Raw genomic sequence first — 23,486 nt, forward strand, 5'->3', positions numbered from 1 at the left:
CGCTGCGTCAGCCTGGCCGGGCCGGATGCAGCGTGCGCGGATGCCGCTCGTGCAGCAATCGCGCGAGCTCCTCACGCTCGGTGTCGCGGCCCTTCATCGCGGTCTCGAACAGTGCTTCCTGGATGTCGCGAGGCATGTCGCCCCACACGTCCATCGCCGCACGCCCGAGCAGGTCCGCAAAATGATCCACTCCATCGCTCATTCGGCTCTCCCGATCTGCACACGGGAATGGAACAGCGGCGGCCGCGCCGCGTTCCACTGCCATCATTGTGAAAAGGAGACGTCTTTTATGGGATTCTTCACCAAGGACATCAAATCGATGGAAGACCTGCTGCTGCACGGGCTCCAGGACATCTATTACGCAGAACAGCAGATTCTGAAAGCGCTGCCGAAGATGATCGACAAGACGACCAACAGGGATCTCGTCGCCGGGCTGAAGGCGCATCTGGAAGAGACCAACAAGCAGGTCGAGCGCCTCGACAAGGTCTTCGCCAAGCTCGGCAAGGTGCCGAGCGGCATGCATTGTCCGGCCATCGACGGCCTGATCAAGGAAGCCGACGAGACCGCCGGGGAGATCGAGGACAAGGCCGTGCTGGACGCTGCGATCGTCGCCAACGCACAGGCGGTGGAGCACTACGAAATGTGCCGGTACGGCACGCTGATCGCCTGGGCGGAAGAGCTCGGCCACGACGACATCGTGCGCTTCCTCACCACCAATCTGAACGAAGAGAAGGCCGCCAACACCAAGCTCAACACGGTGGCCCTGCGCAAAGGCGTCAACGCCAAGGCGTCCAACGCCGCGTGATCGAGGCAGACTGAGCAAGACGATGGCGGCGCCCGCGGCGCGGCCATCCTGATCTCCGCTGCGAACAGATACCTCCGGTCAGATGAACGGCTTGCCACCGGTGACGGCCAACGTCGCCCCCGACGTGTAGCTCGAAAGCGGATCGGCCAGCATGACATAGGCCGTCGCGAGCTCGGCCGGCTGACCGGCGCGCTGCATCGGCACCTGCTTGCCGAAGTTCTTGACCCTTTCCTCCGACATGGTCGAGGGAATCAGCGGCGTCCAGATCGGCCCCGGGGCCACCGCATTGACCCGGATGCCCTTCTCGGCCAGCATCTGCGCGAGCCCGCCGGTGAAATTCTGGATGGCACCCTTCGTCGTGGCGTAAGCCAAAAGGCTCGGGTTCGGCATGTCGGAATTCACCGAGGCCGTGTTGATGATCGCGGACCCCGGCCGCATGTGGGGGACGGCAGCCTTGGCCAGATAGAACATGGCGTGGATGTTGGTCTCGAACGTCCGCCGCCATTCGTCGTCGCTGATATCTGCGATGTCCTTGAACGTCGCCTGATGGGCGGCGTTGTTGACGAGGATGTCGATGCCGCCGAGCTCTTGGACGGTGCGACGCACGATGGCGCGACAATGCTCGGGATTGCTGATATCGCCCGGGATCAGGACGGCCTTGCGTCCCTCCCGCTCCACCAGCGCCTTGACCTCGGCCGCATCCTCGTCCTCGTTCAAATAGGAGATGACGATGTCCGCGCCTTCACGCGCATAGGCGATCGCCACCGCGCGGCCGATGCCGCTGTCGCCGCCCGTGATGATGGCCTTCTTTCCAGCAAGACGGCCGGCGCCCTTGTAACTCTCTTCGCCGTGATCCGGTCGCGGCTGCATGGCCCGCGTCGAGCCCGGCATCGGCTGCTGCTGCGCAGGATAAGGCGGCTTTGGATAATCGATCATGGACAACTCCCGGCGTTTGCTGCGCTAACGGAGCGCCGCCGAAAGTGTTCCTGCCGTGCATGAGGATAGACGTGCCCCGGCTCCGCGACGTACCAGGGTTCGCCCGCAGCTTGCGTGAGGCGGGTCGTTCAGATCCGCACTCCGTCTTGCTTCCGAGCGGCCTCGAAAACAGGTGAATGCCGCTCACCGATGCTTGCAAAGTTCTCATTTGTCGGCCGGTTCCGCCTCGAAGCAGACTAGCCCCAAAGTCCAAGCTTGCGAGCGCCTTGGAGAGGAAACCACCTCGCGCGTTCATCGCGGCGTGCGTCCTACGCTGGCATTCGTTCGTCAAGGAAACCGTCGACCGCAGCGAAGACCTGCCAGCGATTTTTCTCCATGAATACCGAGTGCGTGCCGTCGCCGATCTCGATCCAGCGGCGATACGGCGCTGCCGATAGCTTGCTGAACACCGTTTGCGCCATATCCATCGGGCAGTCGCGATCCAGGTCGGCATGGACGATCAGGACCGGCATCGTGAGCAAGGAAGGATCATAAAGCGGCTTGCCGGATGCCCAATATTCGCGGCTGTCCTGAACCGTTCCGTTCGGCGCCCGCAGCTTGTCCGACCCAAGTCCCGTGTTGGCAAAAGTTGCCTCCGCCCATACATCGAACCAGGCCGGCGGCAATATCGCGTTCTTCTTGTCATCGGGAACGCCGTTGAGCCAACGGCTCTTGGCCGCCGATCGCTCGACAACGCGATAGGCGCCGAGGGGTCCGCCGGAATCAGCCGCGCTCGGGGTGGTCCGGAGCCATTGCGGCGCGATCAGAACGAGCTTGTTGACGTGCGCCAGGTTCTCCGAGGCATAGCGTGACATCAGCGTCGTGCCCCACGACCACCCGATCAGGTTGATTCTGTCGACACTTCGCCGTGACCGGATGAACGCAGCAGCACTCGCAACGTCGCGCACAGCGACAGGCGTCCGCACGATCGGCTGATTGTCGGACGCCGGTTCTTCCATTTCTGACGGACGGGTCGACTTGCCGTAGCCACGGACATCGACAAGATAGACGTCATAGCCCTGCTGGGCCAGATGATCCATCCAGGACACGCCATCCAGACGAAGATCGAACGAAGTCGACGCCGGATAGGTCGATCCTGCGACGAACAACACGGTCTTCTCGACCGAAAACCGGACCAGGTCGGACCGTCGCTTGTTGCGAACGAAGAGTTCGATCCCAGAGGTGTCGCTCGGGATCATCATCTCTTCGCTGATGATGCTGTCGGCGATCGATTTTTGCATCTCGGTGTCCTCTCAGGTTACACGAACCGCCAGTCGAACCTATCGCCGCTGCGCGTGACCCGCCCGGCCGACGTGTTGGCGAAATGAGCCGTGAATACGGTCGCTCGATCTTCCGCTGCCTGCTCGAGAAGCCAGCGGCGCGATGCGCGGGCACGCTCTCCGTGCTCACAGAACGCGCTATTCCAGTCCGGACGATAGATCTGAAGCGGCTGATGCATGATATCGCCGCTGAAGAGCGCCTTCTGTCCCTGGTCGGAGAGCTGGACAGCGACGTGACCAGGGCTGTGCCCCGGGGTTGGATGGAACGTAAGACCATCTCCGATCGCGGCCTCGCCATCGACGATTTCAGCCTGTCCGCTCTGGATGACAGGAAGAACGCTGTCCTCGAATACGCCGGCGCTGAATCCTTCCTTGCCAGCCGGGCCGGACCAATGATCGTACTCGGCCTTGGAGAAGACGTACTTGGCATTCGGGAACGTCGGCACCCAGCGGCCGTTGAGGAGTCGCGTGTTCCAGCCGCAATGATCGGCGTGCAGGTGGGTACAGCAGACATAATCGACCTGTTCGGGTGAGATGCCCGCTTCCGCCAGCCGGTCGAGGAAGGGCAGATTCAGCTGATGAAAGCGCGGCAGCATCGGACGGTCCTTGTCGTTACCCGCGCAACTGTCAATCAGGATCGTGTGGTGCCGCGTTTTCAGAACCCAGGTGTGGATGCTGGCGATGAAGCGGCCCTCCGCCTCGTCGAAGCAATCCGGTATCATCAGCGCTCGGTGCGTCTCCAGAACCGACGGATCCCAATTCGGGAAGAGGAAGTCCGGGGTGAAACCCGGACCTCGCATTTCGATAACCTGACGAATGGCAACGTTGCCGATCGCGTGCACTGCGGTCATTTGAAACAGACTTTCTTGCATTGTGCAGATTGAAACGCGACCGCTACGCCGCCGCCGTCGCGACTGACGGGACCTTGGCCGCTGCCGGCCCGGATCGAAGCCAGAACAAGCCGAGAAAGAACGAGATCGCCGAAACGACCATCAAGTAGTAAAGGCCAGCGTATATATCGCCGCTCGCAATCTGGAAGGCCGCGGCAATCGCCGGCAAGAGGCCACCGAAATAGCCGTTGCCCACGTGATAGCTGAACGAGACCGACGTGTAGCGCACCTGGGGCGGAAACAGATCGGTCATCGCCGATGCCAGCGGACCAAAGATCATGCCCGCGACCGTGCTGAGCGCCGCCAGCACCAGGATGATCATGCCGAAGTTCATCGCACCTGGATCGGCACGGTTCGGATATCCGGCCTCCTCGAGCGCGAGCTTCAGCTTGCCGGTGAACGCCGCGACGTCCGGAGCGTGCCCTGCCGTGGCAACCGGAATGGCCCTGGCGCCGACGAAAACCGTCGCGACCGCGCCTTTTGCTTCGGACCTGGTGGAATAAGGTGCGCCGAACCGTATCAAGGCGTTCTTGGCGATGTCGCACCCCGTGGTGAATTTCGCCGTCCCGACCGGATTGAATTGGAAGGAACACTCCGATGCATCGGCTGCCACGGTGACAGGGACGACGGCTTGCGCCGTATACAGCGCGGGGTTGGCATAGAAGGTGAGCGCCTTGTAGAGCGGAAGGTAGGTGAAGGTGCCAATGACGCAGGCAGCCAGGATGAATATCTTGGTGCCGTAGCGATCACTCAGCCAGCCGAAGAAAATCATCACCGGCAGCGTCAGCATCAGGGCCGCACCGACCAGGAGACTCGCGATCTGCGGATCGACCTTGGCCGTGCCGGTGAGAAACACCAGAGAATAGATCTGAGCACCGACCAGCAGCACGCTCTGGGGGACCACCATCGCAAACATCGCGATCAGCACGCGCTTCAGATTCGGCCACGCCCGGAGCGTGTCGGAGATCGGAGACTTGGAGAGCGTCCCCTCGTTCTTCATCTTGAGGAAGAGCGGCGATTCCTGCAGCTTCAACCGAATCCAGACAGAGATCGCGAGCGGCAACACCGAGCTGATGAACAGGATGCGCCAGCCCCAGTCATTGAAGGCCTCGGGCGTCATGCTGGCGCGCATGAGATACACGGAGAGCATCGAGAGAACGAAGCCGATCGGTGCAGAGGTTTGCAGCCAGGACGTCAGCCAGCCACGGCGACCCTGCGGGGCATGCTCTGCGATGTAGGTCGCGGCACCGCCATACTCACCGCCGAGCGCCAATCCCTGGATCATTCGCAGCAAGATCAAGATCGAGGGCGCCCACAGGCCGATCGACGCATAGCTCGGCACCAGGCCGACCGCAACGGTTGCAAATCCCATCATCAGGATCGTGGTGAGAAAGGTTTGCTTGCGTCCGATCATGTCGCCGATGCGGCCGAACACCAGCGCTCCAAACGGCCGAACGAGATACCCGGTGCCGAAGGTGAGAAGCGCGAAGACGTTGGCCCAAACCGGGTTGTCGCCCGAGAAGAAGTTGACCGAGATGGCCGAGGCCACCGAGATATACATGAAGAAATCGTACCACTCGATGACCGTACCGACGGTCGCCGCGATCATGACCCTTCGCTGCAACTCGATGGTGGGCTCTGCCGCACCAGGACCGGCGTTTGGTAGATTCCTCATCAGTACCCCCGCAGCTGTCTTGTCCGCTTTCGCGGCACATATGACCCGGCTTGCGTTGATGACCGCTGCCGTGTGATATTTGAAATCGATAGATGAGATAGGGGGTATAATCCTGATGAATATCAGGGGGCATGATATGCCGCTGCTCGTGTCGCTCACGGTGATGCTCGATGAGCGGAACATCACCCGTGCGGCAGCGCGGCTCGGCATCAGTCAACCGGCACTTTCCGCCCAGCTGGCGAGGCTGCGCGATCTATTCGAGGATCAGCTGCTGACGCCTGCCGCATCGGGGAAAGGCATGGTTCTCACCCCGCGGGCAAACGAGCTCAGAGAGCCCCTGCGACTCGCGCTTCAGAATGTGCAAGACGTCATCGACACACCGTCTGGTTTCGACCCGAAGACATCGGATCGCACTTTCACGATCGGCGCGAACGACAACGCAACCGCCATTGTCGGATCGCGGCTGGTCTCATTCTCGCGGCGGGACGGCTTGTCGGGCATTCGGTTCGCTTTCCGGTCGATCGATTCGACGAAACTGGCCGGCCAGCTCGAGGCGGGAGATCTGGATGTCGCACTGGTTTCGAAGAATGCAGCACCGAGCGGAATGCCGTCACAGCCGCTGCTCGAAGAGCGATTCATGATGGCCCAGCGCAAGGATCATCCGCGCGGGTCGCGACGGCCCACGATGAAGGAGTATTCGCGCCTGGAGCATGTCATCGTTTCGGGAGAAGGCGGCGGCTTTCGCGGCTTCATCGACGATGTCCTGGCGAAGGACGGGTTGACGCGCCGCGTCGCTGTGTCGGTTCAGCACTACAGCGTCGTGCCGCTATTGCTGCAGTCGACCGACCTCGTCTGCACTCTTCCGCAGCGCTTTCTCAGCCGCTACCAGGACGTCTTGCAATCTCTGCCCCTGCCCTTCGATACGAGGCCCTTTACGCTGCACGCCACTTGGCACGCCAGATTCGACAACGATCGCGGCCATCAATGGCTTCGGCAGCAACTCAAGGATTGCGCCACCTGACAACGAGAACTGAACACGCGAAGTCCGAGAGGATCACCGCTGTCTCTTCACCCGCTCCCATCACCGTCAGGCGGACGCGCGCCGCCATCCGATGCTACCCCTTCTTGTCATCAAGCAGCTTGGCCACACGACGCAAACCAAGCAGATAACCCTGAGTGCCGAACCCTGCGATGACCCCATCGGCTCGTTTAGAGACGAACGAGTGGTGGCGGAATTCCTCGCGCTTGTGCACGTTGGAAATGTGCACCTCGATCACTGTCCCCTCGAACGTATTCAAGGCATCCAGGATGGCGACCGACGTATGGGTGAACGCCGCCGGATTCATCACGATACCGGCAGCCGTCTCGCGCGCCTCGTGGATCCAGTCGATCAGCTCGTACTCCCTGTTGGATTGATGGAAGCGAAGCTCTAGGCCAAGCTCCCCGGCCAGCGTTCGGCAATCGCGCTCCACGTGCGCAAGCGTCTCGTGGCCGTAGATGTGGGGCTGGCGCTTGCCGAGCAGGTTCAGATTTGGCCCGTTCAGGACGTAGACAAGACGACTCATGAGATAACTCCGTTCAATGATGGGCAAGGATCTCGCCGAGGAACTGCTTGGTGCGGGCATGCTGAGGATTGCGGAAGAAGGCGTCGGGCGCGCCTTCCTCGATGATCTGACCTTCAGCCATGAAGATGACGCGATCGGCAACCTGGCGGGCGAAGCCCATCTCGTGGGTGACGCAGATCATGGTCATGCCATCATTGGCCAGGCCTATCATCGTATCGAGCACCTCCTTGACCATCTCAGGGTCGAGCGCCGAGGTCGGCTCGTCAAACAGCATCACCTTCGGCTGCATGCAGAGCGCCCGCGCGATCGCGACGCGCTGTTGCTGACCGCCGGAAAGCTGAGCCGGATATTTCTCGGCCTGGTCACCGATGCGCACGCGCTCGAGGTATTTTCGCGCGGTCGCCTCCGCCTCGGTCTTGCTGATCCGGCGCGCGCGGATGGGCGCGAGCATACAGTTCTGCAACACCGTCATATGCGGAAAAAGGTTGAAGCTCTGAAAGACCATGCCGACGTCCTGACGTACGACATCGATGGCCTTGATGCTATCGTCCAGCCGATGGCCGTTCACCACGATGCTGCCCTGCTGGATCGGCTCCAGGCGGTTGATGCAGCGGATCAGCGTCGATTTGCCCGAGCCGGACGGGCCGCAAAGCACGATCTTTTCACCTCTGCGCACGGTGAGATCGACGTTGCGGAGAGCTTGGTATCCGCCGTACCACTTCTGCACGCCCTTCATTTCGATCAGGATCTCGTCCTGCATGCTGGTCTCCGCCGTTGGGCGGCGGCCGACGCGGATCGCGTCGGCCGCTCGCAGTGCCTATTGGACGGTGAAGGGAACGCCGGGGACAGAGTCCGGAAAGACCGGGACCGGGACCTTCATCCATTTGGCGTAGAAAGCGGCCAACTTGCCGTTCGACTTGATCTGGTCGATGAACTTGTTGGCCGTCTCGTTCCATTCCTTGTCGCCCAGGCGGGTGCAAGCGCCGTTGTACAAGGCGGTGAAGTGAAGCTTGGGCTCGAAGCCGAGTTCCGGCTTTGCGGCGTTGAGGCGCTGCGGATAAAACAGGTTCGCGCCGACTGCCTGGACCTGGCCGGAGAGCAGTGCCTGGATGGTGGCGGCATCATCGTCGAACCTGCGGATCTCGGTCCCGGACGGCGCGTTGTTGGTCACCTGAGTATCCTGCGTGGACGACCTGGGAACGCCGATGACGAACTTCCTCATGTCGGCATTGCTGTTGATCGGCGTTGCCTGGGCGGCGACCAGCGTGATCTCGTTGGCGACGTAGGGCTTGGAATACTGCACCGCTTTCGCGCGCTCGGGCAGCATGGCCATAGTTGCGAAGAGAATGTCGACGCGGCCCGTGGTCAGCGCCGGAATACGATTGGCCACCGCCAGCGGGACGAACTCGGCTTTCACGCCGAGATATTCAGCGAAGGCACGCCCCATGTCGGCATCGATGCCATCCTGCTTTCCCGAGCTATCCACATAGCCCCACGGTGGATTGTCGCCCTGAATGCCGATGACGACGACGCCCTTCTTCTTCACGTCTTCCAGAGTGCCCGCCTGCGATTCGCCTGCGACAGCGATGGCCCCCAGAGTCAAAAGCGCAACGCCGAGCCGGCGACGATTGAGTGAAAACAACATGAAATTCCTCCTCCTTGTAGTGGCTGTATTGATTGAGCAGGTGCGCCATTCCTACCTTTGACTGGCCAGGGCGAGCCTGGCTTCCATCCGGCTGCCCCACCACGAGAGTGGCCAGCAGAGGATGAAATACATTGCGCCGACCACGCCGAAGACGAGCAACGGCTGGAAGGTCTGGTTCGATACGATTTGGCCGGCGCGAGCGAGTTCGATGAAGCCGACGATGGCAGCGAGCGAGGTGCCCTTGATGAGCTGCACGAGATAGCCGATGGTCGCCGGCAGCGAGATGCGGATCGCCTGCGGCAGCACGATGTCGCGCATGCGCGACGAATAGTGCAGACCAAGCGCCATCGCTGCCTCGGTCTGGCCACGCGGCACGGCCTGGATCGCTCCGCGCCAGATCTCGCCGAGGAAGGCGGAGGCATTTACGGTAAAACCGATCGCCACCGCTACGAACGCGTCGAGCTTCAAGCCGGTCAGCGCCAATCCGTAATACACGACGAAGAGCTGCAGCAGCAGCGGCGTGCCCTGGAATATCCCGATATAGATGCGGGTCATCCACTCCACGCCCCTGTGGCCGCAGGTGCGCAGCAAAGCGATAGCGAGCCCCGCCGTGCAGCCACCCACGAACGCGACCAGCGTCAGCAGCACGGTCCATTGCAGACCACGCAGCAGGAAGCCGAACTCGGGAAGGCCAAAATGCGGTGTCATGATCGCCTCCCTCAGCGTGTCGGATATGAGAAGAAGCGGTGAGAGATGATCGCAAAGCCCAACATCAACAGCCAGGAGATCGCGAGGTAGAGGAAGGTGACGGAGAAGTAGACCTCGAAGCTGCGGAACGTGTCGCTTTCGATGCGCTGCGCAACCGACGTCAATTCGTAGGCCGATACCGCCGAACAGATCGACGAGGTCAGCGTCAGCATGATGAACTGGCCCGTAAGCGAGGGGTAGATCGCGCGAAGCGCGGGCTTGAGCACGATGAACCGGAACACTTGCCCTTTGTGCAGTCCCAGCGCGTAGCCGGCCTCGACCTGTCCCTTATGGATGGATTGCACCCCGCCGCGGATGATCTCGATGGCGTACGCGCCGCCATTGACGCCGAGCGCGATGATGGCGGTGACTGTCGGATTGAGCTTCAATCCGACGAGCGGCAGGGCAAAGAACAGAAAGAAGATCTGCACCAGAAACGGCGTATTGCGCACGATCTCGACGAAGCCGATCACGAGAGCACGCAACCAGGCCGCCTTCGAATCGCGTGCCGCGACGCCGGCGACACCGATCAACATTGCGAGTGTCATGCCGGCAAGCGCCAGGCCCAGCGTACCCACGCACCCCCACAGCAGCGCGGGCATGGCATGCCAAACCACCGAGAAATCGAGCGTATAGCCCATCTTGCGTTTCCTCTCGGGCGTTGTACGTGCCGCTCGCCCGTCGGCCGGGTGTCACCCTCCCAGGGATGCAAAGGTCGCGAAGAAGACGTCCGGATCAGGTGAGATGCCCGTGAATAGGCGGAATGCTTCGGTGCCCTGGAAGATCGCCATGCCACCGCCGTCGACGGTGCGGCAGCCGAAGGCGCGCGCCGCGCGCAGCAATGCGGTTTCCAGCGGGAAATAGACGATCTCAGCGACCCATAGATCGGGACGCAGCAGGGAAGTCGGCAGCGGCGTGCCCGGATATTTGTCCATGCCGATCGGCGTCGCGTTGACAATTCCGTCTGCGGCAGCCACGGCCGCTGCAACATCCTGGCCGGCCCGCAAGCGCCCTTCTGCAAATCGCGGGGACAAGCTGTCGGCCAGGCTCTGCGCCTTGGCCACGTCGACGTCGACAATGGTCAATTCCCGCACGCCGAGCTTCATCAGCGCGAACGCGACCGCTGCGCCCGCACCGCCCGCGCCGAATTGGACGACGCGGCCGAGCGGCGCACCTTGCATGTTGCGGCGAAAGTTCTCCGCGAAGCCGAACCAATCGGTGTTGTGGCCGCTCATTCGACCGTCCCTGATGACCACGGTGTTCACGGCACCAAGAGCCTCGGCGTCCGGCGCAAGCTCGTCCAGGAGCGGGAGAATCGCCTGCTTGCAGGGATGGGTCACGTTCAGCCCGTCAAAGCCCATCCACTTTGCCGCCGTGAGCAATTCCGGCAGCGCTTCTGCACCGAGTTTCAGCTCCGTCAGGTCGATCTTCTTGTAGAGATAGCGGATGCCCGCGGCATCAGCGGCCGCTTCGTGCATCGGCGGGGTGCGGGACGCCGCGATGCCGCTGCCGATCAGGCCGACGAGGAAGCTGGATTTCGGATGCATGCTCGGCATCGCCGGTCAGCTCAGGGGGACGGTCAGTTCGGCGATGACCTGAGCCGTGCTCGGCCTGACGCCGCGCCACCAGGCAAAAGCTTCGGCCGCCTGCTCCACCAGCATGCCGACGCCGTCGGCCAGCCTGGCGACACCTTCGGCGCGGGCCGCTTGCAGAAACGGAGTCAGTCCTTTGCCATAGGCGAGTTCGTACGCCAGCTCCGCACCGCGGAAGACGTTGCCTGGAAGCGGCGGCATTTCACCGCGCAGGCTGGCCGATGTCGCGTTGACCACGACGTCATAGCCTTCGGCAAGGTCGGCCAGTTCGGCATAGCCGCTGACGATCAGGGGACCACAGCCGGCAAACTCTTCGGCCAATGCCACCGCTTTCGACAGCGTTCGGTTGACCAGAACCAGCTCGGACGGCTCCTGGCGCAGGAACGGCAGCAACGCGCCGCGCGCCGCTCCTCCGGCGCCGAGCATCAGGACGCGGCGGCCGGCGAGTTTGAGACCGAGATTGGCCGTGATGTCACGCACGAGGCCGATCCCGTCGAAATTCTCAGCAATAATCCGATCACCGACGAACTTCAGGCAGTTTGCGGCGCCAGCTCGCTCCGCGCTTTCCGAGAGCTCGTTGGCGTATTCGAAGGCATCGAGCTTGAACGGAGCGGTGATGTTCAGCCCCTTGGCGCCCTCTGTCCGGAATTGATCAACCCGTTCGGTGAAGCCATCGAGTGGTGCCTCGATCGCCTCATAGACAAGGTCCTGTCTGGTCATCCTGGCGAACGTGCCATGAATGAGGGGTGATTTGCTGAAGCCGATCGGATTGCCGATCACCGCATAACGATCGCTCATGGCTCACTCCTGCACCGCGGCTTCGTTGTAGAGAACACCGTCGCGCACCATCGCATCGACGAGCTCGGCCGACAGACCCAGCGACTCTGCGATGCGGCGATTGTCCTGGCCGAGCAGTGGTGCCGGCGTGCGCACCGTGGTGTCGCAATCGGAGAACCGGAACGGCAGGTTCGGCAACGTCACCTTGCCGAGGACAGGATGCTCCTGCTCGACCAGCATGCCGCGCGCGTGGATCTGCGGATCCTTCACGACCTCTTCGATGGTCTGCACGGGAGCCGACGGCACACCTGCTTCGTCGAGGGCCGCGAGGCAGGCATCCCGGGACGGCTGCGACAACGTCCAATTGCGCACGATGTCCATCGCTTCGGCATAATGGGCGTTCCGCGCGGCAGGCGTGGTGAAGCGTTGGTCGGATGACAAGCTGCTTCCTCCGATCAGCATCGCCAAGCGCCGCCACGCATCGTCGACTTGCGCCGCGATGACGAGATTGCCGTCCCTGGCCGGAAAGACGCCGTAGACGGTCGAGTCCGGCTGTCCGCTGCCGGTCTGCTTCGGCAGGTCGGCACCACCGGAGAGGAAATAGCGCTGCACCGCATAGTCGTGCATCGAGACCATGCAGTCGTACAGTGCGAGATCGATATGCTGGCCGCGTCCGGACGACACGCGGCCAACCAGCGCGGCATTGATGGCGGCCACGCCGTGAATACCGGTATACATGTCGGCCAGCGGCATCCGCAGCAGCGGCGGCGCTTCGCCGGGATTGCCCAGTTGTGCCAGGGCGCCCGACATCGCCTCGGCGATGAGGCCGAAGCCCGGACGGTCGGCATAGGGACCGGTGTGGCCATAGGCGGAAACCGAGCAATAGATCAGTCCGGGATTCCGCGCCGACAGCGCCTTGTAACCGAGCCCGAGGCGCTCGAGTGCGCCGGGGCGGTAGTTCTCGATGAACACATCTGCCGTGTCGATGAGCTTCATCATCATGTCGAGACCGCGCTTGTCGCGCAGGTCGATGCACAATCCCTGCTTGCCCATGTTCTGCTGCAGGAAATAGCCGGATTGTCCGTCCTTGAAATAGCCATGGGCGCGGCCCGCATCGCCTGCCTTCGGACGCTCCACCTTGATCACTTCCGCGCCCATCGCGGCGAGGCAGCGGCCCATGAAGGGCCCTGCCAGGAAATGGCTGTAGTCGATGACGCGGATGCCTTTGAGGGGTAGATCTTGCGAGGTCATGCCTGCTCTCCTGCGGCCTGGGCCTTAGAGCGCATCGGAATCATCAGCCGATGCTCACCGAGCTGCACCACCTCCCCGCGTTGATTGATGAGCTCCGAGGGCAGCACCACGATGCCCCACCCTTCGCGCTTGGTTGTTCGCATTGAACCGACGCGGAACTTCACGTGGACGGTGTCGCCGAGCTTGATCGGCAGCTTGAAATCCCACGTCCAGCCGAGCGACATTCCCGGAAGGAATCGGTAGTCGGCACGGGTCTTCAAACCGTCGGCCAGCGACAGGCCAAACAGCCCGTGCGCGACGCGCGTGCCGAATGGTGTGGTCCTGGCGTATTCCTCGTCGACGTGGACCGGCGTAAAATCTCCCGTCAGCTCGGCATAGGCATTCACCATGGCCTCGGTGACCGTCACCGAGGGGGTGACGCATTCGTCACCCACCTTGGCATCGTCCCAGTAGCGCTCATCGGTCATGTCGCGTCTTCCTCTAGGCACGGGGATTGATCGCCAGGGCGGCTTCCACGGCGCCTGCGCTGGCTTGCAAGATCTCGACGTTCAGGCCGCCCGGCAGCTCGAGCCAGTTTGGCCCGGCAGGCAACGCCTTGGCGCCCCACGCGGCAGCACGGGCGAGCACACCTTCGTAATCGTCGACCATGATGCCGAGATGGGCGAGACGCCCCTCCGGTCCGACGAAATTGGGGTCTTCGATGAGCTGCACGCTTCCGAGCACCCAGACCTGACGCGGCCGGGCACCATCGGCGGGTTGCTCGTCTCGGATAGTGAGACCAAGCACCTCACGGAAGAAGCCGACGTGACGATCAACGTCCGGCACGCGGATTGCGACATGTTCGACATAGGCCCGCGGTAGCGACATCGTCTCAGGCCTTTCCTGGATAATCGCTGCGGGCGTATTCAAGTCCCTTGACCAACGCGACGAGGGTGGAATTGACGGGGGTCGGCACGTTGAGCTTGGCTCCCCAGCGCACGACGGAGCCGTGGATGTAATCGACCTCGGTCAGATTGCCGGACTGCAAGCTCTGCAACATCGACGTCTTGAACTCGGGCGGCAGTCCAGCGGACGCCATCGTCCAGGCACGGCGCGGATCGGCAATCGAGATTTTCACGCCGGCAGCCTGCGCGACCGCGATGCCCTCCGAGATTGCGGCCAGCGCACAATCTTCCAGGATCGGCAGCGAATAGAGACCGCCATAGGTCAGGCCGGTGACGGCGGTGATTCCTCCTCCGGCGACGTTGATGAATAACTTGTCCCACATCGTGCCCATGATGTTGTCGCTGAGCAGCGTGAGAATGCCGGCACGATTGAACGTCTCGGAAATTCGCTGTGCGCGTTCCGTCAAGCGTCCATCAAGCTCGCCGATGATGGTTTCCTTGCCGACCACTCCGGAGCGAACATGACCGGGGCCGAGCAGCACGCCGCCAACGTAGGTCTTGCCTGCCATGACGCGGTCACGACCGACTTCCTCCGAAAGGATGTCCTCGTGACCAAGACCGTTTTGGAGCGACATCACAACCGTCTGCGGCCCGATGATCGGCGCGGCCGACCGGATCGCATCCCGGGTGTGGTAGGATTTGACGAGGACGACGACGAGGTCCGCCACGATGCCGACCTGGGTCGCTGAGGTGCAGGCAGAGACCTTCACAACGGTCTCGGCGTCACCTTCGAGCATCCGCAGACCACTGGCGTTGATCGCGTCGACATGGGCCTGGAAGGGATCGATCAACCAAACCTCGGCACCACCGCGCGCGAGCGCGCCACCGATGGTCGAGCCAAGGGCCCCCGCTCCGATAAAGCAGATCCTCATCCGGACGCTTCTCCCTCGCCCATTTTGGCGTTGAAAGCGTGCTAGCAGGCCGCTTGGTATTTGGATATGCTATGATCCTTATAACCATTATTGCGAAACGCAATGAAGCACCTGGCCCTCTCCGAGGCGAACCTTTTGGAGCCGCGCCTGCTCAGGCTCTTTGACGCACTGTTCACCACCGGCAGCGTCACCAAAGCAGCCGAAAAGCTCGGTCAAAGTCAGCCGACCGTTTCGATCTGGCTCGCGCGCCTGCGGAAGGAGCTGGACGATCCCCTATTCATCCGGTCTGCGGAGGGAATGCTGCCGACGCCGCGCGCCGAGGCTCTCATCGGCACGGCCAGACAGGCGCTGGAGATGCTGCGGCGTCTGGCGGAGCTTCGCCCTCAGTTCGATCCGGCGACTGCAAAGCGCCGCTTTGTCATCTGCATGACGGATGCGAGCCACATCACGCTGCTTCCCGCCATACTCGCCCACGTTCGCCGCGCTGCTCCGGGCATCCGCATCGAGGCAGCGCAGATCGGCGGCGATACGCCACGAATGCTGCAGTCTGGCGAAGCCGATCTGGCGCTCGGTTACATCTCCGATCTCGACGCCGGACACTTCCAACAGGCACTCTTTCCCCAAGATTGGGTCTGCTTGGCGAACGCAGGACATGCCCGGATCCGAGACCGCATCTCAGCAAAGGATTTCCGGCGTGAGGCGCACGTCCTCATTCGCTCCGGCACCGGACATCAATTGCTCGCGGACGCGCTGAAGGAGCAGCAGATTGTCCTTGACGTTGCGCTTGAGCTCCCCGGTTTTTTGGGATTACCGGCAATCGTCGGAACGACCGACCTGATCGCCACCCTGCCAAGGCACATCGGCGAAACGTTGGCTCACTATTACGGACTGCGCGTGCTTGATTGCCCGCTGGCGATCGCCGGCTTTACCGTCAAGCAATATTGGCACGCCCGCTTCCATCACGACCCGGCGAGCCAATGGTTGCGCGATTTATGCGGGGAGCTGTTTCAACAGCAGGACGTGAGGGGCCTGCATCGTTCCGGTCGGCCAAGGAAACGAAGGCCACGCGATTTGCAGCCGTAAGCCGCGCCTTCGTGACCGGTCCCATTTCCCAGATCCCGGATCGCGTGAGAGCGATGCTGCAAGCCTCTGCTCTACGATTTCAAATTGTACTGATCCGCCGTGTCCTCGCAGGTAAGAAACGAGATACCGGGTAGATCTCGTAGCCACGACAGGAGCCTGCCAGTGTCGGTGGTGACCATGCTGCGCAGGACGCTCTCGGCGCGGGCCGCGGACAGCGACGCAAGGACCAGACACAACGCAACGACAAACCGTTTCATACGCAAGATCCAGTTCAGCCCGAGGCGCGCTCCGCCGTCGCCCCGGCGAAATCCAGGACGGGCGCGGCCGCGAGAAGCGCCTTGGTGTAGTCATGCCGGGGGCGATCGAACACGTCGTCGCGCGAGCCCTGCTCGACGATCTTGCCGCCCTGCATCACCACGACGCGGTCGGCGACCTGCTCGACCGCGGCGAGATCATGGCTGATGAACAGGCAGGCAAAACCGTATTGCGCCTGCAGCCGCTCGAACAGCTTGAGCACCTGCGCCTGGATGGTCATGTCGAGCGCCGATACCGGCTCGTCGGCCACGACGAAGGCCGGCTCGCGCACGATGGCGCGCGCAATTGCAATGCGCTGCCGCTGACCGCCGGACAGTTCGTGCGGCCAGCGCGCAGCCAAACCGGCAAGCCCGACCTCCTCCAGCATCGTCTCGACGCGCCTGTCGCGTTCAGCCGACGTCAATTTCGGCACGTGGCGCAACGGTTCGGCGACGATCTCGCCGACGCGCATGCGTGGATCGAGCGAGGAATAAGGATCCTGGAACACGAGCTGCGAAGCCAGGCGGAAGTCGCGATCGACGGTCGCGGTCACGTCCCTGCCCCGGAACCTGATCTCACCGCCGGAGGTCGGGATCAGCCGCAGCATGGCGCGGCCGAGCGTGGTCTTGCCCGAACCGCTGCCGCCGACGACGGCGACGGTCTCGCCCATGGCGATATCGAGATCGACGCCATTGACGGCGGAGACGCCGTTATCGCGGCGGAACAACCGCTGCCGCCCGGCAAAGCCGACCTTGAGCCCGCGCACGCTGACGAGAGGCTCGCCGCCCTGCCGCGCCTTGGTCGCGGCGCCGCGGCGCGGCAGGGCCTCGACCAGACGCTTGGTATAAGCTTCGCGCGGCGAGAACAGGATCTGCCGCGTCGTGCCTGTTTCGACCATCTTGCCCTGGCGCAGCACCAGCGCGCGCTGCGCATAGCGCGACACGAGGCCGAGATTGTGGGTGATCAGCATCACCGAGGTGCCGTGGTCGCGGGCGAGCCCGACCATGAGGTCGAGCACCTCGCGCTGCGTCAGCGTATCCAGCGCCGTGGTCGGTTCGTCCGCAATCAGCAGCTTCGGTTTCAGCAGCATCACCGATGCCAGCATGATGCGCTGGCGCATGCCACCGGAGAATTCGTGCGGATAGGCATCGAAGGTCCGTTCGGGATCGCGAATCTGCACGCGCGCCAGCATGTCGAGGCAGCGGCGCTTGATCTCGCGTTTGCCGAGCCGCTCGTGCAGGCCGAGGCCTTCGGCCATCTGCGCGCCGACGCTGATGGCGGGATTGAGCGAGACCATCGGCTCCTGGAACACCATGCCGACAACAGGGCCGCGCAGCGTCCGCATCTGGCGCGCAGAGACATTCGCAAGGTCGATGCCGTCGAGCACGATGCGGCCGCCGGCCGTGCACAGCCCTGGCGGCAACAAGCCGAGCACGGCGCGCGCCGCCGCCGTCTTGCCGCTGCCGGATTCGCCGACGACGGCGAGGAACTCGCCACGCTCGACGGCAAAGGACAAATCCTCGATGATCGCCCCCTTGCTGGCGGAGGCCTCAATGCGCAGATTCTCGACCGACAGCAGCGTCATCCGTGCGCCATCCTGGGGTCGAGGCGATCACGCAGAGAATCGCCAAGCAGGTTGATGCCGAGCAGCGTCAGCGCAATGCAGAGGCCCGGCGCGATCGAGAGCCAGGCCGCGGTCTCCATGAACGGACGGCTCGCTGCAAGCATGTTGCCCCAGGTCGGCGCCGGCGGCGGCACGCCGAGACCGAGGAAGCTCAGCGCGCTCTCGGCGAGCAGCACCCAGCCGAACATGCTGGTCGCGAGCACCGCAACCGGCGCGATCGCGTTCGGCATCACGTGGCGGAACATCGAATAGGCTTCAGAATTGCCGATGACGCGCGAGGCCTCGACATATTCTTTCTCGCGGATCGACAGCACGGTGCCGCGCACGACGCGGACCACCGAGGGGATGTAGGCGAGCCCAAGCGCCAGGATCAGCCCGGCCTTGTTGGCGCCGACCACGATCATCACCGCCAGTGCCAGCAATATACCGGGGAACGCCAGAAGCGCGTCGTTGACCGCCATGATGATGCGATCGACCCAGCCGCGGATGTAACCGGCCGCACAGCCGATCGCCATGCCGGCGGTCACCGCAAGCAGCACCGTGATCAGGGCAATCACGACACTCGCGCCGGCCCCGACCATGATGCGGCTGAGCACGTCGCGGCCGAACTCGTCCGTCCCGAACCAATGCAGTGACGACGGCGCCTGCAGGCGCGCGCGCAGATTGATGCGGAGCGGGTCGAACGGCGTCCAGAATGCAGCCGTGAGCGCCGCACCGAGCAGGAGCGCGATCAAGCTACCGCCGATCGCGGTGTTGGCGCGCATCCTCATGCCACCGTCACCCTCGGATCGAACAGCGGATAGCAGAGATCGACCACCAGATTGACCACGACATAGATCACCGCCGTGAACAGGAGGCAGCCCTGCACCACGGGATAGTCGCGGGCGAAGATGGAATCGACCAGGAGCCGGCCAAGACCGGGCAGCGTGAACACTGTCTCGATCACGGCGATGCCGCCCAGCAAATGTCCGAGCACGAGGCCGATCAGGGTCCAGGTCGGCGCAAACGCATTGGGCAGCACGTGGCGGGCAAGGACGCGCCATTCCGGCACGCCCTTTGCGCGTGCGTGGGTGACATATTCGAGCCTGAGCACCTCGATCGAGGCGGCGCGCGCCATGCGCGTGAGCACGCCGATCTCCACCATGGTCAGCGTCGCAATCGGCAGCACGATGAAGGTCGCCGCCTGCCAGAAATTCTCCGCGAACGGCACATAGCCGATCACCGGCAGCCATTTCAGCTTGAGGCCGAACAGCAGCAGCAGCAGCAGGCCGAGCCAGAAGCTCGGGATCGACAGCAGCAGCGTGGCGCCGCCGACCACGGAGAGATCGAGCAGGCTGTTCTGCTTCCAGGCGGCGAGGAGGCCGGCCGGGACGGCGATGCAGGCAGCAAGCCCGACCGCCACCAGCACGATGACGGCGCTGACCTGGAAGCGATCGAGGATCAGCGGCAGCACCGCCAGGTCGTTGGTGATGGAGTGGCCGAAATCCCCGGCCGCGAGCTTGGCGATCCAGTGCACGAACTGGACCGGGATCGGCTGGTCGAGCCCGAGCTGGGCGCGGAGCTGCGCCGCCTGCGCGGGATCGGCGGCATCGCCCAGCATCACCTGGACGGGATCACCGGGAATGAGCCGAACCAGCGCAAAGACCGCGACCGCGACCAGCAGCAGCGTCGGGATCGTCATGGCCAGTCGTCTTGCGAGGTAACTCAACATCCCGACGCCTCGTCTACTCGACCGTGACGCCCCAGAACCGCGGCTCCGGATAGAGCCAGCCGGCATAGCCCTTGATGCTCTTGCGCAGCGCCGTCAGCTCGGCGCCGTTGAACAGCACGATCATCGGCACATCGGCGATGAAGCGCCTGTGCATCTCGTCAAACAGCGCCTGGCGCTTGGCGACATCGTCGATCATCATCGACTGGCGCAGCATCTCCTGGCCCTCCGGATTGTCCCAGACCTTGCGCGGCTGCGCGGCCTTCGGCCCGGTCAGCATCTCGAAGCTCAAGGACGGATCGAGCCGGGCCGAATAGACGAAGGCCATCGACTGGTAGTCGCCGCGATTGTAGCGGTCGAGCTGCGCCGCCCAGTCCATCACCTCGAGCTCGATATTGATGCCGACGGTCTGCGCCATCGCCTGCACCAGCACGGAGGCGTCGAACACGAAGCTGTAACGCTTGTTGGTGATCATCTTGATCGGCTGGCCGCGGTAGCCCGCTTCCGCCAGCAGCTTCTTGGCTTCCGCGATGTTCTGCGTGTAGCCATGCGACTGCGCCTCGCTGTAGAACGGGCTGCCGAGCGGCAAAGCGGAATTGTTCGGACGCGCCGTGCCCAGCATGATGGCCTCGACGATCTGCGCGGTGTCGATCGACAGCGCAATGGCGCGGCGGATGCGGACATCCTTCAGCAGCGGATCCCTGGTCTGGAACAGGATGCCGGTGAGGCCGAGCGCCGGGGTGATGCTGAGCTGCACGTCCGAGCGCGTTTTGAGCTCCTCCAGATCGGGAATCGACAGGCTCATGATGACGTCGAGCGAGCCGCTGAGCAGCCCGGCCTTCGCCGCAGAGCTGTCCGGGATCACGTTGAAGCGCACGCGGTCGACCTTGACGTCCTTGGCGCCGGTGTAGCCGGTGCGCGGCTCGCTACGCGAGACATATCCGTCGAATTTGACGACATCGACATATTGTCCGCGCTTCCATTCGCCGAGCCTGAACGGGCCGGTGCCGACAGGGGCGATCCATTTGCCATCGGGCCCGACGGAATCGTGGTGGATGATGGCGGTCTGGCCGCAATCGGGCCGCGCCAGCGTCGGGAGGAACAGTGCCGTCGGCTGATCCAGCGTGATGGCGACGGTGAGCGGATCCGGCGCCTCGATCTTCTCGATGCGAGCAATGCCTGTCGCGCTGAACTCGGAGAGGCAGCGCCATTGCGTCGCGGGGTCGAGCCAGCGCTTCAGCGACCAGACCACGTCGTCCGCGGTCATGGAGGCGCCGTTGTGGAACTTGACACCCTGGCGCAGACGGAACGTATAGGTCTTGCGGTCGTTCGAGACGGCCCAGCTCTCGGCGAGCATTGGGCCGATCGAGGTATCGTCCCGGAAGGCCACCAGCCCTTCCACCACATGCGCCATCACACCATCGGTGTTGGCGTCGCGGTTGGTACCGGGATCGGTCGAACGGATGTCGGCATTGAGCCGCGCCCGCAGCAACGTTTCGGCGCCGGCCTTTCCGACCATGGCCAGAAGGGCGAGCGCGGCCAGGCCGACCGCCCACACCGGTAACGGCCGACGCCGGCGCATCACGACGCCCTCGCCGCGGCCGACCGCTCGAATGCGGCGCGCCCGATCTCGTCGATCTCGAGCCGGTACTCGGCGAACTCGCGATTGAGCGCCGGCAGCGGCGCCGCCTGCATCAATCCGCTCGCCGGCTCCATCAGGATCATCGCCACGGTGGCGCTGAGATTGTTGCTGAGATTGCGGCGCGGCGGGCGGCACACCGACCAGGGATAGCCGAACTCGTCGAACAGGGCGTTCTTGACGGTGTCGAAGGTGATGCTGCCGATGTGCGGCTGGAGCAGATCGCGGACGCGAATGTCGCGGTAGAGGCTGTCAGGCGTGTTGAAGATGCCGGTGTCCTTCAGCTTGCTGAGCGCGACGGGGCTGAGGAAGTTGTTGGCGTGGACCAAAAGGCCGTTCTGCGGATGCACCTGGAAGGTCTCGTCGGGCGCGCACTCGAAGTCGATCGCCACGCCCTCGCGATGGCTGACGATCATGTTGTTGGCGGCCGACTTCTTCGTGCAATAGACTGCACGCATCGCCAGGGCGAGATGCTCGTTCTCCAGCACCTTGCGGCGGATCAGCGCCAAGGGCACGCCGGCCTGGCGATAGTCGCGGTCGCTTTCCAGATAGTTGGCGGTGATCGCGATGCCGACGGAATTGAAGCCGCAGCGGCCAAGCGCGCCGGCTTCGGTGAAGGTCATGAGGTCCGGCCCGTCGTCGCGCCGCACCTTCAGCACCACCGCCGTCTCCGCGCATTCGCGCTTCCAATCCCAGTTTTGGGCGTGGATCAGGCGGCCGCTGGCGGCCGCCTGCGGCATTACGACGACGCCGGTGCAGCCATCGGGATCCTCCGGCGTCTTGAGGCGCGCGCGGATCGCAGGGTTTGCAAGCTTGATGATCTCGGTACGGGCGTTGAGCAGGACGACGTCCTCGAACGGAACGTCGGCGCCCTCGGCGATGCCGCGCATCTCCTCGATATAGCTCGGATCAAAACCCTCGATGACCGGCAGATATTCCCGCACCAGCTCGGCAACTCCCTTGGAGTCGAGCGAGAGTTCCTTCAGCTGCGCGAAGTAATGCGTCGTCCCCTTCTTGATGCGGCCCGCCGCCTTCTGCCCGTACTGACGGCCGCGCTCGCGCGGAGGACCGGAGATTTCGATCAGCGGAAAGGGTTCGACCATGGGACGCCAAATTCCTTCTTGAAGTTCCTTTTGCTTTCTCATGAAGCCTAATGTATTTTGTGCTGACATGAAACAAAAATCTTCGACCGCGAAATCCACCGTGGAAAAAGCGTCGCCAAGCCGGCTGCAGCGGGAACTATCGGCCGGGATCATGGACCTGATCCGGAGCGAAGGGCTCGCGCCCGGCACGCGCCTTGCCGAAGTTGCGCTTGCCGAGCGCCTGCAGGTCTCGCGCACGCCTGTGCGCGCCGCGCTGAAGCTGCTGGCGCGGCGCAAGCTCGTGCATGCCGGCGCCAGCCGCGGCTATTTCGTCGCTGAGACTGCCCCCGCCGCGCACAGGGCGCCGCCAAAGCCCAGCCCCGACGATACCGACCGGCTGTTCCTCGCCATCGCGCGCGATCGCCGCGCCGGCCGGCTGCCGGAGGACGTTTCCGAGCGCGACCTCATGCAGCGCTATGACGCGACACGGCCGATCGTGCAGCGCGTGCTCAGCAAGCTTGCGGAGGTCGCCGCGGTCCAGCGCAAGCCGGGCCATGGCTGGCGCTTCCAGCCGACGCTCGCCGATACGCAGGCGCGCGACGAGAGCTATCGCTATCGCCTCCTGATCGAGCCGGCCGGCCTGCTCGAGCCGGGCTTCAAGCTCGATCCGGCCTGGGCCGCCGAGATGCGCCGCCGTCATCAGGAGATGCTGGCGATGCCATGGAGCGACACCGCCAGCATCGCGCTCTACGAAATGAACGCGGCCTTCCACGAAGGCCTCGCCGCCGCATCGGGCAACCGCTATCTGCTGGTCGCGGTTCAACAGCAGAACCGGCTGCGGCGCTTCGGCAACTACGACTGGACCTTCGGCCACGAGCGCGTGATCGTGAACTGCCGCGAGCATCTCGCCATCCTCGACCAGCTCGAAGCGGGCCAGAACGAGGCCGCAGCCGCGCTGCTGCGCCGGCATCTCGAAGGCGCAGCAAAGCTCAAGCGCGCCCCAGCCAATTCCAACACGCCATCCAAATCCTCCTGACG

25 protein-coding genes are annotated in these 23,486 nt (G+C 63.5%); 4 read left to right on the forward strand and 21 right to left on the reverse strand.

What is annotated here, in order from left to right:
- Window positions 1–7 precede the first annotated feature (7 nt).
- On the reverse strand, window positions 8–202 hold the full coding sequence (locus DCG74_RS32210) for a hypothetical protein (RefSeq protein ID WP_172785609.1): 195 nt from the start codon (window positions 200–202) through the stop codon (window positions 8–10).
- An 87-nt stretch (window positions 203–289) separates the two neighbouring features.
- Here DCG74_RS32210 and DCG74_RS32215 point away from each other — a divergent pair, with 87 nt between their 5' ends.
- Window positions 290–805, forward strand: coding sequence for a ferritin-like domain-containing protein (locus tag DCG74_RS32215; RefSeq protein ID WP_172785610.1), 516 nt, complete (start codon window positions 290–292; stop codon window positions 803–805).
- A gap of 78 nt (window positions 806–883) precedes the next feature.
- On the opposite strand, the gene DCG74_RS32220 is transcribed toward DCG74_RS32215, so the two are convergent.
- The 4 genes from DCG74_RS32220 to DCG74_RS32235 all read right to left on the reverse strand — a co-directional run bounded on the left by DCG74_RS32220 (window position 884) and on the right by DCG74_RS32235 (window position 5,625).
- Window positions 884–1,741 (reverse strand): SDR family oxidoreductase, encoded by an 858-nt coding sequence (locus DCG74_RS32220; protein ID WP_172785611.1) that lies wholly within the window; start codon window positions 1,739–1,741, stop codon window positions 884–886.
- A gap of 308 nt (window positions 1,742–2,049) precedes the next feature.
- A complete protein-coding gene (locus DCG74_RS32225; protein WP_172785612.1) occupies window positions 2,050–3,021 on the reverse strand; it encodes an alpha/beta hydrolase in 972 nt (323 codons plus the stop codon).
- A gap of 17 nt (window positions 3,022–3,038) precedes the next feature.
- Window positions 3,039–3,911, reverse strand: coding sequence for an MBL fold metallo-hydrolase (locus DCG74_RS32230; protein ID WP_172785613.1), 873 nt, complete (start codon window positions 3,909–3,911; stop codon window positions 3,039–3,041).
- 43 nt (window positions 3,912–3,954) lie between these two features.
- Window positions 3,955–5,625: an MFS transporter gene (locus DCG74_RS32235; RefSeq protein ID WP_172785614.1), complete on the reverse strand. Its 1,671-nt coding sequence runs from the start codon at window positions 5,623–5,625 to the stop codon at window positions 3,955–3,957.
- 136 nt (window positions 5,626–5,761) lie between these two features.
- Here DCG74_RS32235 and DCG74_RS32240 point away from each other — a divergent pair, with 136 nt between their 5' ends.
- Entirely contained in the window at window positions 5,762–6,646 is an 885-nt protein-coding gene (locus DCG74_RS32240) for a LysR family transcriptional regulator (protein WP_246708813.1), read from the forward strand.
- A 94-nt stretch (window positions 6,647–6,740) separates the two neighbouring features.
- Here the strand turns inward: DCG74_RS32240 and aroQ are convergent, their stop codons facing one another.
- The 11 genes from aroQ to DCG74_RS32295 are packed head-to-tail and all read right to left on the reverse strand — an operon-like array spanning window position 6,741 to window position 15,018.
- On the reverse strand, window positions 6,741–7,190 hold the full coding sequence (aroQ, locus tag DCG74_RS32245; RefSeq protein ID WP_172785616.1) for a type II 3-dehydroquinate dehydratase: 450 nt from the start codon (window positions 7,188–7,190) through the stop codon (window positions 6,741–6,743).
- Between the two features lie 13 nt (window positions 7,191–7,203).
- Window positions 7,204–7,950 carry an amino acid ABC transporter ATP-binding protein gene (locus DCG74_RS32250; protein WP_172785617.1) on the reverse strand — a complete coding sequence of 249 codons (747 nt, stop codon included), beginning with the start codon at window positions 7,948–7,950 and terminating at the stop codon, window positions 7,204–7,206.
- A gap of 57 nt (window positions 7,951–8,007) precedes the next feature.
- Window positions 8,008–8,835, reverse strand: a complete 828-nt coding sequence (locus tag DCG74_RS32255) for a transporter substrate-binding domain-containing protein (RefSeq protein ID WP_172785618.1) — start codon at window positions 8,833–8,835, stop codon at window positions 8,008–8,010.
- Window positions 8,836–8,886: 51 nt separating this feature from the next.
- Window positions 8,887–9,543 (reverse strand): amino acid ABC transporter permease, encoded by a 657-nt coding sequence (locus DCG74_RS32260; RefSeq protein WP_172785619.1) that lies wholly within the window; start codon window positions 9,541–9,543, stop codon window positions 8,887–8,889.
- A gap of 11 nt (window positions 9,544–9,554) precedes the next feature.
- Entirely contained in the window at window positions 9,555–10,223 is a 669-nt protein-coding gene (locus DCG74_RS32265) for an amino acid ABC transporter permease (RefSeq protein WP_172785620.1), read from the reverse strand.
- 51 nt (window positions 10,224–10,274) lie between these two features.
- Complete coding sequence (locus tag DCG74_RS32270) at window positions 10,275–11,129, reverse strand: shikimate dehydrogenase (protein WP_172785621.1); 855 nt, start codon at window positions 11,127–11,129, stop codon at window positions 10,275–10,277.
- A 15-nt stretch (window positions 11,130–11,144) separates the two neighbouring features.
- Window positions 11,145–11,972 carry a shikimate dehydrogenase gene (aroE, locus tag DCG74_RS32275; protein WP_172785622.1) on the reverse strand — a complete coding sequence of 276 codons (828 nt, stop codon included), beginning with the start codon at window positions 11,970–11,972 and terminating at the stop codon, window positions 11,145–11,147.
- 3 nt (window positions 11,973–11,975) lie between these two features.
- Window positions 11,976–13,202, reverse strand: a complete 1,227-nt coding sequence (locus tag DCG74_RS32280) for a CaiB/BaiF CoA-transferase family protein (RefSeq protein WP_172785623.1) — start codon at window positions 13,200–13,202, stop codon at window positions 11,976–11,978.
- On the reverse strand, window positions 13,199–13,669 hold the full coding sequence (locus DCG74_RS32285) for a MaoC/PaaZ C-terminal domain-containing protein (RefSeq protein WP_172785624.1): 471 nt from the start codon (window positions 13,667–13,669) through the stop codon (window positions 13,199–13,201). Before DCG74_RS32285 ends, DCG74_RS32280 begins: the two co-directional genes overlap by 4 nt.
- A gap of 13 nt (window positions 13,670–13,682) precedes the next feature.
- Window positions 13,683–14,069, reverse strand: a complete 387-nt coding sequence (locus DCG74_RS32290) for a VOC family protein (protein ID WP_172785625.1) — start codon at window positions 14,067–14,069, stop codon at window positions 13,683–13,685.
- Window positions 14,070–14,073: 4 nt separating this feature from the next.
- Window positions 14,074–15,018 carry a ketopantoate reductase family protein gene (locus tag DCG74_RS32295; RefSeq protein WP_172785626.1) on the reverse strand — a complete coding sequence of 315 codons (945 nt, stop codon included), beginning with the start codon at window positions 15,016–15,018 and terminating at the stop codon, window positions 14,074–14,076.
- A gap of 102 nt (window positions 15,019–15,120) precedes the next feature.
- Between DCG74_RS32295 and DCG74_RS32300 the strand changes: the two genes are divergently transcribed.
- Complete coding sequence (locus tag DCG74_RS32300) at window positions 15,121–16,101, forward strand: LysR family transcriptional regulator (RefSeq protein ID WP_172785627.1); 981 nt, start codon at window positions 15,121–15,123, stop codon at window positions 16,099–16,101.
- A gap of 271 nt (window positions 16,102–16,372) precedes the next feature.
- Here DCG74_RS32300 and DCG74_RS32305 read toward each other — a convergent pair whose 3' ends face one another.
- Genes DCG74_RS32305 through DCG74_RS32325 form a run of 5 tightly spaced genes read right to left on the reverse strand, consistent with a single transcriptional unit; the run spans window position 16,373 to window position 22,469 of the window.
- Entirely contained in the window at window positions 16,373–17,980 is a 1,608-nt protein-coding gene (locus tag DCG74_RS32305) for an ABC transporter ATP-binding protein (RefSeq protein WP_172785628.1), read from the reverse strand.
- A complete protein-coding gene (locus tag DCG74_RS32310; protein WP_172785629.1) occupies window positions 17,977–18,789 on the reverse strand; it encodes an ABC transporter permease in 813 nt (270 codons plus the stop codon). The genes DCG74_RS32305 and DCG74_RS32310 overlap by 4 nt, the downstream gene beginning before the upstream one ends.
- Complete coding sequence (locus DCG74_RS32315; protein ID WP_172785630.1) at window positions 18,786–19,730, reverse strand: ABC transporter permease; 945 nt, start codon at window positions 19,728–19,730, stop codon at window positions 18,786–18,788. Before DCG74_RS32315 ends, DCG74_RS32310 begins: the two co-directional genes overlap by 4 nt.
- A gap of 13 nt (window positions 19,731–19,743) precedes the next feature.
- Complete coding sequence (locus DCG74_RS32320; RefSeq protein ID WP_246708830.1) at window positions 19,744–21,309, reverse strand: ABC transporter substrate-binding protein; 1,566 nt, start codon at window positions 21,307–21,309, stop codon at window positions 19,744–19,746.
- The gene (locus tag DCG74_RS32325) at window positions 21,309–22,469 is read right to left on the reverse strand and encodes a C45 family peptidase (protein ID WP_172785631.1); all 1,161 of its coding nucleotides are present in this window, start codon (window positions 22,467–22,469) and stop codon (window positions 21,309–21,311) included. Before DCG74_RS32325 ends, DCG74_RS32320 begins: the two co-directional genes overlap by 1 nt.
- A gap of 67 nt (window positions 22,470–22,536) precedes the next feature.
- On the opposite strand from DCG74_RS32325, the gene DCG74_RS32330 reads away from it, so the two are divergent.
- A complete protein-coding gene (locus DCG74_RS32330) occupies window positions 22,537–23,484 on the forward strand; it encodes a GntR family transcriptional regulator (RefSeq protein ID WP_172785632.1) in 948 nt (315 codons plus the stop codon).
- Window positions 23,485–23,486 lie beyond the last annotated feature (2 nt).

Origin of the sequence: Bradyrhizobium sp. WBAH42 (assembly GCF_024585265.1) — a bacterium.
GTDB lineage: Bacteria > Pseudomonadota > Alphaproteobacteria > Rhizobiales > Xanthobacteraceae > Bradyrhizobium.

Bases quoted from the DNA above. Each gene is read 5' to 3' on its own strand.
- DCG74_RS32210 (WP_172785609.1), bottom strand. From the start codon at position 202: ATGAGCGATGGAGTGGATCATTTTGCGGACCTGCTCGGGCGTGCGGCG.
- DCG74_RS32215 (WP_172785610.1), top strand. From the start codon at position 290: ATGGGATTCTTCACCAAGGACATCAAATCGATGGAAGACCTGCTGCTG.
- DCG74_RS32220 (WP_172785611.1), bottom strand. From the start codon at position 1,741: ATGATCGATTATCCAAAGCCGCCTTATCCTGCGCAGCAGCAGCCGATG.
- DCG74_RS32225 (WP_172785612.1), bottom strand. From the start codon at position 3,021: ATGCAAAAATCGATCGCCGACAGCATCATCAGCGAAGAGATGATGATC.
- DCG74_RS32230 (WP_172785613.1), bottom strand. From the start codon at position 3,911: ATGACCGCAGTGCACGCGATCGGCAACGTTGCCATTCGTCAGGTTATC.
- DCG74_RS32235 (WP_172785614.1), bottom strand. From the start codon at position 5,625: ATGAGGAATCTACCAAACGCCGGTCCTGGTGCGGCAGAGCCCACCATC.
- DCG74_RS32240 (WP_246708813.1), top strand. From the start codon at position 5,762: ATGCCGCTGCTCGTGTCGCTCACGGTGATGCTCGATGAGCGGAACATC.
- aroQ (WP_172785616.1), bottom strand. From the start codon at position 7,190: ATGAGTCGTCTTGTCTACGTCCTGAACGGGCCAAATCTGAACCTGCTC.
- DCG74_RS32250 (WP_172785617.1), bottom strand. From the start codon at position 7,950: ATGCAGGACGAGATCCTGATCGAAATGAAGGGCGTGCAGAAGTGGTAC.
- DCG74_RS32255 (WP_172785618.1), bottom strand. From the start codon at position 8,835: ATGTTGTTTTCACTCAATCGTCGCCGGCTCGGCGTTGCGCTTTTGACT.
- DCG74_RS32260 (WP_172785619.1), bottom strand. From the start codon at position 9,543: ATGACACCGCATTTTGGCCTTCCCGAGTTCGGCTTCCTGCTGCGTGGT.
- DCG74_RS32265 (WP_172785620.1), bottom strand. From the start codon at position 10,223: ATGGGCTATACGCTCGATTTCTCGGTGGTTTGGCATGCCATGCCCGCG.
- DCG74_RS32270 (WP_172785621.1), bottom strand. From the start codon at position 11,129: ATGCATCCGAAATCCAGCTTCCTCGTCGGCCTGATCGGCAGCGGCATC.
- aroE (WP_172785622.1), bottom strand. From the start codon at position 11,972: ATGAGCGATCGTTATGCGGTGATCGGCAATCCGATCGGCTTCAGCAAA.
- DCG74_RS32280 (WP_172785623.1), bottom strand. From the start codon at position 13,202: ATGACCTCGCAAGATCTACCCCTCAAAGGCATCCGCGTCATCGACTAC.
- DCG74_RS32285 (WP_172785624.1), bottom strand. From the start codon at position 13,669: ATGACCGATGAGCGCTACTGGGACGATGCCAAGGTGGGTGACGAATGC.
- DCG74_RS32290 (WP_172785625.1), bottom strand. From the start codon at position 14,069: ATGTCGCTACCGCGGGCCTATGTCGAACATGTCGCAATCCGCGTGCCG.
- DCG74_RS32295 (WP_172785626.1), bottom strand. From the start codon at position 15,018: ATGAGGATCTGCTTTATCGGAGCGGGGGCCCTTGGCTCGACCATCGGT.
- DCG74_RS32300 (WP_172785627.1), top strand. From the start codon at position 15,121: ATGAAGCACCTGGCCCTCTCCGAGGCGAACCTTTTGGAGCCGCGCCTG.
- DCG74_RS32305 (WP_172785628.1), bottom strand. From the start codon at position 17,980: ATGACGCTGCTGTCGGTCGAGAATCTGCGCATTGAGGCCTCCGCCAGC.
- DCG74_RS32310 (WP_172785629.1), bottom strand. From the start codon at position 18,789: ATGAGGATGCGCGCCAACACCGCGATCGGCGGTAGCTTGATCGCGCTC.
- DCG74_RS32315 (WP_172785630.1), bottom strand. From the start codon at position 19,730: ATGTTGAGTTACCTCGCAAGACGACTGGCCATGACGATCCCGACGCTG.
- DCG74_RS32320 (WP_246708830.1), bottom strand. From the start codon at position 21,309: ATGCGCCGGCGTCGGCCGTTACCGGTGTGGGCGGTCGGCCTGGCCGCG.
- DCG74_RS32325 (WP_172785631.1), bottom strand. From the start codon at position 22,469: ATGGTCGAACCCTTTCCGCTGATCGAAATCTCCGGTCCTCCGCGCGAG.
- DCG74_RS32330 (WP_172785632.1), top strand. From the start codon at position 22,537: ATGAAACAAAAATCTTCGACCGCGAAATCCACCGTGGAAAAAGCGTCG.